Here is a 13703-nt window from a genome sequence, read left to right on the forward strand (position 1 = left end):
AAAGACTCATTGCCATGATGCTAATAAAACTCTTTATATTTTTCTTATTACTGTTGGTATTGCCCGACTGGTATATATACAGAGCTTACATCCGCCGTGTTTCACAAAAATGGATTCGCTGGGCTTATTGGATACCAACATTATTCCTACTCACAGGAATGGCGGTGATTTTCTCTATCCACGAGCCAATGCCCGATTCCATGTATCGGCTTAGCAATTTTCTGTTGATATTCCTATGCTTTGCCGTACCTAAAGCCATATTTGTCATCGTCATCCTTATCATGAAACTGCTTTTCCTCATTTCGGGACGAAGGCTCTATGGAGGCTATATTGCAGGCGTACTGGCACTGGCATCATTGACATACGTCGTATATGGCTCTACCGAAGGGAAACAGCATTTTCAAATCAGAGAAGTGACTATCGGCTATAAAGATTTGCCGGATGCTTTTGACGGATATCGCATTCTCCAACTGTCGGACATCCATTCGGGCAGTTGGACACGGAATGGAAAAGCAATACAAAAAGCCGTGGATATGGTCAATGCCGAACAAGCTGACTTGGTGGTTTTTACAGGTGACATTGTCAACAACATAGCCACCGAGCTAGATGAATTTATACCCATACTGAGCCAGATAAAAGGTAAAGACGGAGTCTACTCAGTACTGGGGAATCATGACTATTCTCCCTATATCAAATGGAAGACAGAAGCTGAACAACAAGCCAATCTCGACAGTTTGTTGGCTAAAGAAGCACGTATGGGCTGGCAACTGCTGAATAATGAACATACCGTCATTCACCGAGGTCACGACAGCATTGCTTTGGTGGGAGTGGAAAATAGCGGTAATCCTCCTTTCCCCAATCATGGCGACCTTCCCAAAGCCTTGAAGGGTACAGACGGAATGTTTAAAGTGTTGCTCAGCCATGACCCCACCCATTGGCGCCGCGAGGTATTGCCCGAAAGTGATGTGCAGTTAATGCTGTCGGGACATACCCATGAAATGCAATTCAGCATCTTCGGATTCTCCCCGGCCAAGTTTGTTTACCCCGAGCACAACGGATTATACCGGGAAGGCAACCAAGCACTTTTTGTCAATGTGGGACTGGGCTATCTGATGTTTCCCATGCGTCTTGGAGCATGGCCGGAAATAACGGTCATCACTTTAAAAAAAGAATAGTCGCATGTTTTTCAATGATAACTTATTACTGTTTGCCCGATAAATTATCTTTTTTAGTATCTTTGTATGATTCAAAAATTAAAACCCATGAAAGCACTCTATATTTTATATCAGATATTTATAGCACTTCCTATACTTCTTGTATTGACAATACTTACAGCCCTTGTCACCATTGTGGGCTCATGGATAGGCGACCCGCACGTTTGGGGATATTATCCGGGGAAAATCTGGTCACAACTATTCTGCTATGTACTCCTGATTCCTGTAAAGGTGGTGGGACATCCCGAAGTGCTGGACAAGACTTCATACGTCTTTGTCGCCAACCATCAGGGGTCATTCGACATATTCCTTATTTATGGTTTTCTGGGGCGCAACTTCAAATGGATGATGAAGAAGAGCCTGCGGAAAATGCCTTTCGTTGGCAAGGCATGCGAAGCGGCAGGACACATCTTTGTAGATAAATCCGGACCGAAGAAAGTAAAAGAGACAATTGAACATGCCCGCAGCGTATTGCAGAACGGCACTTCACTGGTCGTATTTCCCGAAGGAGCACGCACTTTCACAGGACACATGGGGTATTTTAAGAAAGGAGCTTTCCAACTGGCAGACGAGTTACAGTTGCCGGTAGTGCCGCTTACCATTATCGGTTCATTCAACGTCCTTCCGCGTACCGGAGGTTTCGTCTCATGGCATCCGATGACACTGGTCATTCATAAACCGATATATCCCCAAACTCAAGGAATAGACAATATAAAGGCAACCATGGAAGAAGCTTACAAAGAAATAGAAAAGTCATTGCCGGAAGAATATCAGGGAAAAGTGGACAATCCTGATCAATAATCTTTAGTCAAGGGGAACGGATTGTGTACTCTTCAGTTTCTCCATATTGGCACGGGCTACTGTGATATACTCCTTTACCATCGGGTTGTTTTTGAAACTATCGGGAGCATCATTGACAATTTCCTCAATCATCGGAGTCATGACCGGATAATCAAAATTGCTGCATATCATGATAAATACCCCCGGTCCCAATACATTATCATAATTCTTTTTAATGAACTGCTTTGCCAAGTCATTCATCTCGGCAGCCAGTTTTTCACGTTCTGTCATAATAACATGGTGAATCTCATCGGGGTCTTTCCCATCCATAATCATGCGGCTTTCCTTACGCTCCAACTCGTAGGCACGATCATCAAGCGAAGTTTTCTTTCCTACAAAATCATAGAGACGGTCATTAAGCGGAGTTCCGCTTACCATGATGCGGGCATTGTCGATGTTAATGGCTATCTTTCCTTTTTCGATAACAAAAGGCATGATATTTATATCATCCATATATAAAGAGGCGATAACGGACGAATCCAAAACTCCTTCCATTTTAAATATCCCATGAATAACCTCGGCAGAATCGACCTTCACCATGCGGTTACCATCGGGAACTTTTATAAACAGCATCTTTCCATCCAACCTCGAAACAGAAGAACTACCTTCTATTTTATATTCGCTAGCACACGAGGTCAAAGCCAATAAAGACACTACGGAGAAAAAAAGTTTATTCATGCTCATCTACACACCCTTTACTATTTTTCGGTGAGCAAAGGTACAATCTATAATCCACTGACAAAAATTTTTTATTAAAATTTAAAACTTAATAGAAGATTATCACTGTGATTGAGTTTTTTGGGTGATACTTGCCGTTTTTTTCCTATTTTTGTAACCGATATAAGTATAAAGAAATAACATTTAGTACACAACATGAAAAGATTTAAACTTTTAATGCTCGCATTAATGTGCGTGGCATTCTTGCCATCGAAGGCAGACGAAGGTATGTGGTTGTTGCAACTGATGCAGGAGCAGCACTTGGCAGACCGCATGAAAGCACAGGGGCTGAAACTGGATGCCGACGACATCTACAACCCCAACAAAGTTTCGCTGAAAGATGCAGTAGGTATATTCGGTGGAGGATGCACAGGAGAAATTATTTCTCCCGACGGACTTATCCTGACCAATCATCATTGCGGATATGCTTCTATCCAGCAACACAGTTCAGTGGAACATGACTATCTGACGGATGGCTTCTGGGCAAAGAACCGAAAAGAAGAACTCCCTACTCCGGGATTGAAGTTCAAATTTGTAGAACGTATTGTGGATGTCACAGATAAGATAAATGCAAAGGTTAAAGCCGGAGAAGTGAAAGAGGAAGAAACATTCGGCCAACCTTTCTTATATAAATTCGCCAACGAGGAACTGAAAGCAAGTGACCTGAACGGAAAACCGGGTATCAGTGCACAAGCACTTCCTTTCTATGCCGGAAACAAGTTTTATCTGATTTATTTAAAAACATACAGTGACGTACGCATGGTTGCCGCACCTCCTTCATCTATCGGTAAATTCGGTGGTGAAACCGACAACTGGATGTGGCCCCGCCATACTTGCGACTTCTCTGTATTCCGTATCTATGCAGACGCTAACGGCGAACCGGCCGAATACAACGAGAACAATATCCCTCTCAAGGCAAAGAAACATTTGGCCATTTCATTGAAAGGCATCGAAGAAGGTGACTATGCCATGATTATGGGTTTCCCCGGAAGCACCAGCCGCTATTTGACTCAAAGCGAAGTGAAACAGCGCATGACTGCCAGCAATGAGCCTCGTATCCGCATTCGCGGTACCCGTCAGGATGTGCTGAAAAAAGAAATGGCAGCCAGCGACAAAGTACGCATTCAGTATGCCAGCAAATATGCGGGAAGCAGCAACTACTGGAAGAATTCCATCGGTATGAACAAAGCTATCGTAGACAATAAGGTGCTGGAAACCAAAGCAGCTCAAGAAGCCCGCTTTGCCAAGTTTGCAAAAGACAACAATCAGGCCGACTATGCAAAGGTAGTAGGAGAAATCGATGCCATCATCGAAAAGAGCAATCCTATTCTTTATCAGTTCACTTGCTTCAATGAGATTTTGAGAAGCGGCATTGAGTTCGGTACTCCTTATATTGTGATGGACAGCCTGAAAGTGGCAATAAAGAACAAGGATAAAGCCGGTATCAAAAAATATACCGATATGATGAAGAACGTTTATAAATCCGTTCACAACAAGGATTATGACCATGAAGTAGACCGCAAAGTGGCTAAAGCCCTGTTGCCCCTCTACGCCGAAATGGTAGAGGCGGAAGCATTGCCTTCTTTCTATCAAACAATCCGAAATGATTTCAAGGGCAACTATGATGCATATATCGACAATTTATATGATAATTCCATCTTCTCCAATGAAAAGAATTTCAATAAATTCATCAGCAAACCTAATGTAAAAGCTCTTGAGAAAGACCCGATGTATGCCTTTGTCAAATCCAAATATGCACTGGGTAATGAATTGGTTAAGGAATTGTCAACTTCACTCAAAGGATTGGAACTGCTGCACAAAACGTATGTACGCGGTTTATGCGAAATGTATTCTCCCGAACCTAAAGCACCGGATGCCAACTTCACCATTCGCCTGACTTACGGTAACGTGAAATCTTATAATCCGAAAGACGGTATACACTACAAGTATTATACGACATTGAAAGGCGTGATGGAAAAAGAAGACCCCACTAACCCTGAATTCGTAGTTCCAGCCAAGCTGAAAGAGCTCTATACCGCCAAAGACTTCGGACGTTACGCACTGCCTAACGGTGAGATGCCCACTTGTTTCCTCACTACCAATGACATTACAGGTGGCAACTCAGGTTCTCCGGTCATCAACGGCAACGGCGAACTGATTGGTACCGCCTTTGACGGTAACTGGGAATCACTGAGTGGAGATATCAACTTTGACAATAACCTCCAACGCTGTATTGCCGTAGATATCCGCTATGTACTCTTTATTATTGACAAGCTGGGTGGTTGCAGTCACCTGATTGACGAAATGACAATAGTAGAATAATGAAAAAGACAATCATACTATCACTTCTCAGCATCACTACCCTGGCCGGCCATGCCGACGAGGGGATGTGGATGTTGACAGACCTGAAAGAACAAAATGCCGCTACCATGTATGACATGGGACTGGACATCGGCATTGACAAAGTATATTGCCCCGACAGCATCAGCCTGAAAGATGCCGTGGTACACTTCGGCGGAGGCTGCACCGGTGAGATTATTTCATCGGAAGGACTGGTACTGACCAACCACCACTGCGGTTACGGATACATCCAGCAACACAGTTCGGTGGAGCACGACTACCTGACAGACGGATTCTGGGCAATGACCCGCAAGGAGGAATTGCCGTGCGACGGTTTGACCGTCACTTTTATCGACAAGATTCTGGATATTACTCCTTACGTCAAAGAACAGCTGGCAAAAGACAAGGACCCGGAAGGATTGAACTATCTCTCTCCGTCTTATCTCAGCAAAGTAGCCGAACGCTTTGCCAAAAAGGAAAATATAGAAGTCACTCCGTTCACCGCCTTGGAGTTGAAGCCTTTCTATGGAGCAAACCGTTACTATCTTTTTGTAAAGACCATCTACAAAGATGTCCGTATGGTGGGAGCTCCCCCCTCTTCCATCGGTAAGTTTGGAGCCGACACCGACAACTGGATGTGGCCCCGTCACTGCGGTGACTTTTCCATGTTCCGCATATATGCTACTCCCGATGGTAAACCGGCCGAATACAATGAGACTAATGTTCCTCTGAAAGTGAAGAAACACCTCACCATCAATTTAAGTGGCGTAAAAGAAGGCGACTTTACTTTCGTAATGGGTTTCCCCGGACGCAACTGGCGCTATATGATTTCCGACGAAGTGGAAGAACGTATGCAGACAACCAATTTCATGCGTAAAACAGTGCGTACGGTACGCCTCAACAATCTGCTCGAAGAAATGCTGAAAAGTGACAAAGTACGCATCCAGTATGCCAGCAAGTATGCATCTTCGGCCAACTACTGGAAGAATGCCATCGGCATGAACGAAGGACTGATTCACCTCAATGTGCTCGACACCAAGAAGCAGCAACAAGAAAAACTTCTGGCATACGGTCGTGAAACAGGAACAGATACTTATCAAAAAGCATTTGATGCCATCCGCGACATTGTAAGCAAACGCCATGACGCTGTTTATCACCAGCAAGCCATCTATGAAGTTTGCAAACTGGGAACGGAATTCTATAAAATCCCTTCCACAGACCAAGTGCTGGAAGCACTGAAACAAGGTTACAAAGTGCCCCACGCTACCAAAGAAATCAATCCGCTGGATTATGCATTGAGCCAGTTGAGCAAGCGGGCCGACAAGTTCTTCAACAAGGATTACAGTCCCGAAGTAGACCGCAAAGTCTCAAAGGCATTATTAAAGACTTATGCCGAACTGATTCCTGCCGAACAGCGAATCAGCATATTCCGGGTGATAGACAAGAAGTTCAAAGGAGATATCGATGCATTTGTAGATGCCTGTTTCGATACTTCTATCTTCCGCAGTCGTGAAGCCTTTGACCAGTTCATAGCTAAACCGGACGCCAAAACCATAGAAAACGACTTAATGGTGCAATATGCCAAGTCTGTAAACGAAGGTTATGAAGATACCGACAAGGCCATGAAAGCGGAAACGGACGCGTACAACCTGGCACACAAGACATGGGTGGAAGGCATGATGAAACTGAAACAGCAGGAAGGTACGCCCATTTATCCCGATGCCAACTCTACATTACGCCTCACTTACGGAAAAATAGGTTCTTACAGCCCGAAGGACGGAGTGGTATACAGCTATTATACGACGCTGAAAGGCGTAATGGAAAAAGAAGACCCGGATAATTTCGAGTTCGTGGTACCGGCAAAACTAAAAGAATTATATAACAACAAGGATTTCGGCCGTTATGCCATGAAGAACGGAGAAATGCCTATCTGTTTTGCCACAGCCACCGACAATACGGGAGGTAACTCCGGTTCACCTGTCTTCAACAGTAAAGGCGAATTAATCGGTACCGGATTCGACCGTAACTACGAAGGTTTGACAGGCGATATTGCCTACAATCCCCAGTTACAACGTGCCGCTTGTGTAGATATCCGATATACTTTGTTTATCATCGACAAGTTTGCAGGTGCAAAACATCTGGTAGACGAAATGACTATCGTGGAATAGCGGCAATTTGTTTTCATTTTGACACATTCCCTTCACCGTCATCTCTAAGGGGGTTGTGTCAAAACGTGGATAATGCTGTCGTTTCGTTCGTAGGGGCGAGGTTCGCTCGCCCGAAAACAGTTTACTTTGTGTCTTCGGGCAGGCAAACCCTGCCCCTACAACTGACGATTGGATAGACTGGTTTAGTTTTGACACACTCCCTTTTATAGATACCCGGAGCCAAGAGATTATCCCAAACCGGTTACCTGCTTTTTTATCTGCAAACAAAAGGAAGGTTAAGCCATTTCCTGCTATTGATTAAGGTCTTTTAAGCGGAAGATTATTACAGACTTCGGCAATGGACCGTACAGTCCACCGTAACAGACCGTACAGTCCACCGCAGCAGACCGTACAGTCCATTGCCGCAGTCTATAAAAGTTTGCCGTATGTGAGGACTTAGCCTAAAGGAAAAAAGGGCTTAATCTGACTAATGCCAGGACTTATCATTCATATTAGTCTTGCATGATGTGTAGAGATGCATCAAAATAGAACAAAACCGATATTTTGTTCAAAGGATGAGAAAGTGCTATTAAAGGATGAGAAAGAGCTATTTGTTCTCTTTATCCAATTCCTGCGGAATGCGGAATGCTGTATACAGTTCGAGTACGGCAGCAATGGAAAGACAGACAATCCACTCATTACGGTTCATCGTAAACATCAGTACCCCCGCAAAAACCAATGCAATGGCACCAAAGATTTGCTGCTTCCGCAATCGCTTGATGATAAAGTTACTGCCATCATACCGATTCCCCATCACCTGCACATAACCGAACATCACCGCACCCAATGTATACAGATAAGGGGCAAAGTCCCAACGAGTTATTTGCAATATAGCACCAACCAGCAACAGTCCGGCGCCTGCCATAGATATTATATTATAAAGATTCTTCATTATTCTGAATACAGATTACTGCATTAATAAATTACTAATTTGATTATATTCGTTGCCATCCCTAAAAGAAAGAAGTACTTTTGTATAATTTTTCAACATATCAATAGATTTACCATGTTCAATATTAGATATGATAACAGGTTCGTCAAAACGTAGTACTGTAGCATCTTCAAGCAAAACGTATTTCTTCAAAAATATTTTCAACTCCACGTCTACAGATGTTCCCATATAATGCTTAATACGCCCTCGCTGTACATTGTCGTTGATATAACTTAAATAGGTAATAAGCATTTGATAATCCATATCGGGGTATAAACTTTTTAATGCTTTTATATTCGGTGAACAATAAAATAACATTTTATCTCCCTCATCCGGAAAATAAAAAACAATACCAATATTGAATGTGTCACTACGCAATAATGAATGACGGTATTGTAACAAGCTATATACTATTCGTCTCATTCTATGGATTTTCTCAATATATTCTTAAACTTTAGCGGTTCTTTTAATACTGCTTGAAAATATTCTTCCAGTAATTCTTTTCTTAAGTTCGTAAAACCGAACTCACTTAATTGCGCAAAGATATCATCATACTTCTTTAATCTTAATGATTGCAGATAAAATTCAAATTCCTCGAAAAAAGTAGCTTTCGACTGCCGGTCTGCCTCCTTCAAAAGTCTATAAAATAAGTGATATTGATATTTGTCATTCCACTTTTCCTCTTGAAAACGGGAGATAGTTTCATTATCTATTTCCAAAGCCATTTCGTGGTCTATTAAAATACCTTTTCCATCCTTTATCAACAAATTGGGCTTTCTCAAAGTTCTATCTCTATTACAAATAAAATAATCAAAAGCGTATAATGTATCAACCTGAATTATTTTTGAAGCTTCTTCTAAAGACATCTGGGGAGCAAACAAAAACGTACCTTCATAATATTCAGTGCCAAACTTTGCCCTTTCGTCCAATAAGTTCAGGATTTCTTCATATTCCTTACCCAAAGACATCCTGAATTCGTCCGTAAATTCTATTATTGCAGGAGTCGGTGACAATAAATCAAAATCTTCTGCAAATAGACATCCCAATATCTCGGCTGTCATCTTATTCCTGGCCTCGATATCAATAGTCCGATATAGTTTCACGACAAAAGGCTTCAACTCTCCTTCAGCATTTACCGAAACCACCCAAGGTTTAGAATGCCCGCCTTCTAATATAATACCATTAAAAGATATTGCCTTATATACAGGTAGTTTCATTATTCAAAAACGTAAACATCCTCATTTGGTTTCTTCATCAGATACTTCTCACGGGCTATTTTCTCCAAAGCCTCGGGATTGCTGGTCAACTCTTTCAGCTTCTCGGTATCCTCTTCATATTGCTTTCTGTATTTTTCGATTTCACTGTTCAGCGCACTGATTTCATTGCGATGCTGCACACGCTGAATCAGACTGTTTTCATCCAAGAAACCGATAACCACAATAAATATCAGCACCGTAATCATATACTTATGGTGCCGGATGTAGTTCCAAATAGTCAGCAATTTACTCATAACGAACGTTCTTTTTTCTCCTTTGTGCAAAGATAGAAATATTTCAGGCAACCATACATAAAAACACCGATAATTTATGTACTTTTGCAGAACTCATATTTAGTAAAGGAACTCCGCTTATGGAAAATTATATCGTATCGGCACGAAAATATCGTCCCGTTACATTCGAATCGGTTGTGGGCCAACGTGCTTTGACCACTACCCTGAAAAATGCGATTGCTACCGGCAAGCTGGCACATGCCTACCTGTTCTGCGGACCACGCGGTGTGGGGAAGACAACGTGTGCACGTATCTTCGCCAAAACCATCAACTGCCTGTCTCCTACCGCTGACGGAGAGGCGTGCAACCAGTGTGAATCGTGCCTTGCCTTTAATGAGCAACGCTCCTATAACATTCATGAGTTGGATGCTGCCAGCAATAACTCGGTGGAAGATATCCGTTCGTTGATAGAGCAAGTACGCATCCCGCCACAGATTGGCAAATACAAAGTATATATCATTGACGAGGTGCACATGCTGTCCCAAGCTGCCTTCAATGCTTTTCTGAAGACCCTGGAAGAGCCTCCTCATCATGCCATCTTTATCCTTGCCACTACCGAAAAGCATAAGATATTGCCTACCATCCTGAGCCGTTGCCAGATTTATGATTTCAACCGTATCGGAATTAAAGATACCACAGAGCATCTGCAATATGTAGCAAAACAGGAACATATCAATGCCGAGCCCGAAGCGCTGACCGTCATTGCCCAAAAAGCGGACGGAGGTATGCGTGATGCACTCTCCATCTTTGACCAGGTGGTGAGCTTTACAGGGGGAAACATCACTTATAAAAGTGTCATCGAGAACCTGAACGTGCTGGATTATGAATACTACTTTACATTGACGGATTTATTGCTCGAAAACAAGGTACCCGAAGCAATGCTGCTCTTCAATGATGTACTGAAAAAAGGATTCGACGGCAACCACTTTATTACGGGGCTCTCTTCGCATTTCCGCGATTTATTGGTGAGTAAGGATGACTCAACCCTGCAATTACTGGAAGTAGGGGCAAGCATACGCGAGCGTTATCAGGCACAAGCCCGGAAATGTGACGCCAAGTTCCTGTATCGGGCCATGAAACTGTGCAACGACTGTGATTTAAGTTATCGCGCCAGCAAGAACAAACGTCTGCTGGTAGAGCTGACACTGATACAATGTGCACAACTGACCTTACCCGACGCTGACGATTTGGTTGGTGGGCGCAGCCCTAAGAAGAATCAACTCAAACCCATATTTACGCAGCAAGCAACTTCTGAAGTTACTACGCAATCACAGCCTCAGGCTCCGGTTGCCGCTGCACAGACCGGTGTTGCTCCGGCTGCTTCATCGTCGACTGCACCACAGGGTGCGGCCGGTTCTGTGAATGCAGGCCGTCCAAGTCCGCTGCCCCAAGCCAGAGAAGAGAAAAAGATTCCGGTGTTTAAGGCGGGTACGTTGAGTATGTCCATACGTCGTCCCCTGCATGAACAAACAGCAGAGAAAACAAATGAAAAAACAACTGCTGCCATCCATGCAACCGCTGCCTCAAGTGCTGCCTCTTACGAGGATTATATCTTTAACGAAAAGGATTTGAACTATTATTGGCGTGAATTTGCAGCTAATCTGCCGATTGAAGAGAAAGCGAACTCGGCACGCATGATGAACATGAATCCGAAGCTGCTGAATGATACCACCTTCGAAGTATTGGTAGACAATGAGATGGTAGAAAAATATATGATGCAGTTAGTTCAGGCTATTCAAAACCATTTGCGCGAACGTCTCCATAACCGAAAGATAACGATGACAGTCCGGGTAAGCGCTCCGACTGAAAATATACGTGCTTACAGTCATGTAGAACGTTTCCAGATGATGAGTAAAAAGAATCCCAACCTGCTGAAATTAAAAGAAGCGTTGGGACTGGAATTATCATAAGATATTTTGTTTCCGCCGAAGGGAGTGACCTCTAAGCACACACCCTATCGGTGGAAGCCTATCGCCTATAAATCGTGATTACGCAAACGGTATTGCGCCAACTCTTCATACTTAGTTCCCGGACGTCCGTAATTGCAATATGGATAAATAGAGATGCCGCCACGCGGAGTAAAGATGCCGGTCACTTCGATATACTTAGGATTCATCAACTTAATCAAGTCCTTCATAATGATATTTACACAATCTTCATGAAAATCACCGTGATTACGAAAGCTGAACAGATAAAGTTTCAGGCTCTTGCTTTCTACCATCTTCATGTCGGGCAGATAAGAAATACGAATCTCAGCAAAATCCGGTTGTCCGGTGATGGGGCAAAGACTGGTAAATTCGGGACAATTGAAACGCACCCAATAATCATTTCCGGGATGCTTGTTTACAAAAGATTCCAGTACCTCAGGAGCATAATCCTGCTTGTATTCGGTCTTCTTCCCTAATATTGTCAATTCATCTTTTCTTTCCATATAGTTATTATTTTTTAGTTTCAAGAAATCACTTCTTACTTGCCAGGTATTTTTCCAAACCTTCACGGCGAAGCTTGCATGCCGGACAATGTCCGCATCCATCCCCCTGAATGCCATTATAACAAGTTAATGTTTCCCGGCGAATCAAATCAAGAACTCCCAATTCATCCGCCAGTGCCCATGTTTCCGCCTTATCAATCCACATCAGCGGAGTATGAAGAACGAATTGCTCATCCATGGCAAGATTGAGCGTGACATTCAATGACTTGATAAAAGCATCCCGACAATCGGGATAACCGCTGAAATCAGTCTGAGACACACCGGTCACAATATGATTGATGCCATGTTCGCGAGCATAAACGGCTGCAATGCTCAAGAAGAACAGGTTACGCCCCGGAACAAACGTATTCGGGAAACTATCGGCCGGTTTCTCCTTATCCATTGCAATACTGGCATCTGTCAATGAATTCTTACCCAGATGGCCGATAAAAGAAACATCCATCGCTTCAAACTCTACTCCTGCCCCGGCAGCTATGGAACGTGCCAGTTCTACCTCTTTCACATGTTTTTGTCCATAGACAAAACTCAACGCATATACTTTTCTAAAATGTTTCTTTGCCCAAAACAGACAAGTAGTCGAGTCCTGCCCACCGCTGAACACAACCAATGCATCACTCCTATTCATATATTACAGTTCTTTGATTTTTAATACGTTGTAGGAAATATTCTCGTCATAAACATCACTTCCGTCCACCTTCTTTATATAATTCACCACACGGATGGTAACAGGGAGGATAATGATTTCATAAAGTGTTTTTAAAAGAGCTTGCAGAATCATCATTTTAATCAACTCACTCACCGGCATCAGTCCCCCGAAAGCAATCGGAAAGAAAATCAGCGAATCGGCACTTTCACCCACCAATGTAGAAGTGATGGCGCGAAGTGAGAAATTCTTGCCTCCCGAAGCCAGCTTCATCTTGCTCATGACATAAGCATTGAGAAAAGAACCAATCAAAAAAGCAGTCAGACTTGCCACAGCAATACGCGGTGCCATGCCGAAAACGAAATTGAAGCCCTCTTCGCCTTCCCAAAACGGTGCCGCAGGCATCATAATCGCCAATTGCCCCAGTGCGACAACCATAAAATTCATGGCAAAGCCCATCCAAATAATCAGCCTTGCCTTACGGAAGCCCCATACTTCGGCTATGCAGTCATTGATGATATAAGAAATAGGAAATACGACAAGCCCGGCAGTAGCAGTAATTTTCCAAATCTGGACTACCTTGGTTTCCAATAAGTTTGCTGCAACAAGACATACACAAAACAGTATGCCAAGCAACATAAAAGATACAGATACAGTGTTATTATTCTTCATTTTTCCTGTTTTTTACGTGGTGTTCTAGAATACACGACCGCTATTCACGGCAATCATACGTCTATTGTGAAATTCGGATGCAAAGATACGCACTTTTTT

At 43.1% G+C, this 13703-nt stretch carries 13 protein-coding genes; 5 read left to right on the forward strand and 8 right to left on the reverse strand.

What is annotated here, in order from left to right; genetic code table 11:
• The first annotated feature begins 14 nt into the window (after window positions 1–14).
• Together IR173_RS03560 and IR173_RS03565 are read left to right on the forward strand one after the other, a co-directional pair.
• Complete coding sequence (locus IR173_RS03560; RefSeq protein ID WP_237038297.1) at window positions 15–1175, forward strand: metallophosphoesterase; 1161 nt, start codon at window positions 15–17, stop codon at window positions 1173–1175.
• 87 nt (window positions 1176–1262) lie between these two features.
• Window positions 1263–2015: a lysophospholipid acyltransferase family protein gene (locus IR173_RS03565; protein WP_237038298.1), complete on the forward strand. Its 753-nt coding sequence runs from the start codon at window positions 1263–1265 to the stop codon at window positions 2013–2015.
• A 3-nt stretch (window positions 2016–2018) separates the two neighbouring features.
• Here IR173_RS03565 and IR173_RS03570 read toward each other — a convergent pair whose 3' ends face one another.
• Window positions 2019–2732, reverse strand: a complete 714-nt coding sequence (locus tag IR173_RS03570; protein ID WP_237038430.1) for a DUF4369 domain-containing protein — start codon at window positions 2730–2732, stop codon at window positions 2019–2021.
• A gap of 195 nt (window positions 2733–2927) precedes the next feature.
• Between IR173_RS03570 and IR173_RS03575 the strand changes: the two genes are divergently transcribed.
• Entirely contained in the window at window positions 2928–5093 is a 2166-nt protein-coding gene (locus tag IR173_RS03575; RefSeq protein ID WP_237038299.1) for a S46 family peptidase, read from the forward strand.
• A complete protein-coding gene (locus tag IR173_RS03580) occupies window positions 5093–7279 on the forward strand; it encodes a S46 family peptidase (protein WP_237038300.1) in 2187 nt (728 codons plus the stop codon). The genes IR173_RS03575 and IR173_RS03580 overlap by 1 nt, the downstream gene beginning before the upstream one ends.
• 586 nt (window positions 7280–7865) lie before the next feature.
• Here IR173_RS03580 and IR173_RS03585 read toward each other — a convergent pair.
• From IR173_RS03585 to IR173_RS03600, 4 genes are read right to left on the reverse strand one after another with little or no spacing between them, the layout of a single operon-like run.
• Complete coding sequence (locus tag IR173_RS03585) at window positions 7866–8183, reverse strand: hypothetical protein (protein WP_237038431.1); 318 nt, start codon at window positions 8181–8183, stop codon at window positions 7866–7868.
• A 42-nt stretch (window positions 8184–8225) separates the two neighbouring features.
• Window positions 8226–8672, reverse strand: a complete 447-nt coding sequence (locus tag IR173_RS03590; RefSeq protein ID WP_237038301.1) for a hypothetical protein — start codon at window positions 8670–8672, stop codon at window positions 8226–8228.
• Window positions 8669–9466 (reverse strand): HipA family kinase, encoded by a 798-nt coding sequence (locus IR173_RS03595; protein ID WP_237038302.1) that lies wholly within the window; start codon window positions 9464–9466, stop codon window positions 8669–8671. Before IR173_RS03595 ends, IR173_RS03590 begins: the two co-directional genes overlap by 4 nt.
• A complete protein-coding gene (locus tag IR173_RS03600) occupies window positions 9466–9759 on the reverse strand; it encodes an FtsB family cell division protein (protein WP_237038303.1) in 294 nt (97 codons plus the stop codon). The genes IR173_RS03595 and IR173_RS03600 overlap by 1 nt, the downstream gene beginning before the upstream one ends.
• 119 nt (window positions 9760–9878) lie before the next feature.
• On the opposite strand from IR173_RS03600, the gene IR173_RS03605 reads away from it, so the two are divergent.
• The gene (locus tag IR173_RS03605) at window positions 9879–11708 is read left to right on the forward strand and encodes a DNA polymerase III subunit gamma/tau (RefSeq protein ID WP_237038304.1); all 1830 of its coding nucleotides are present in this window, start codon (window positions 9879–9881) and stop codon (window positions 11706–11708) included.
• Between the two features lie 65 nt (window positions 11709–11773).
• On the opposite strand, the gene queF is transcribed toward IR173_RS03605, so the two are convergent.
• From queF to IR173_RS03620, 3 genes are read right to left on the reverse strand one after another with little or no spacing between them, the layout of a single operon-like run.
• The gene (queF, locus tag IR173_RS03610; protein WP_237038305.1) at window positions 11774–12229 is read right to left on the reverse strand and encodes a preQ(1) synthase; all 456 of its coding nucleotides are present in this window, start codon (window positions 12227–12229) and stop codon (window positions 11774–11776) included.
• Between the two features lie 28 nt (window positions 12230–12257).
• Window positions 12258–12914, reverse strand: a complete 657-nt coding sequence (gene queC / locus IR173_RS03615; protein ID WP_237038306.1) for a 7-cyano-7-deazaguanine synthase QueC — start codon at window positions 12912–12914, stop codon at window positions 12258–12260.
• 3 nt (window positions 12915–12917) lie between these two features.
• Window positions 12918–13604, reverse strand: coding sequence for a queuosine precursor transporter (locus tag IR173_RS03620; RefSeq protein ID WP_237038307.1), 687 nt, complete (start codon window positions 13602–13604; stop codon window positions 12918–12920).
• Window positions 13605–13703 lie beyond the last annotated feature (99 nt).

Source organism: Phocaeicola faecalis (assembly GCF_021730445.1).
GTDB lineage: Bacteria > Bacteroidota > Bacteroidia > Bacteroidales > Bacteroidaceae > Phocaeicola > Phocaeicola faecalis.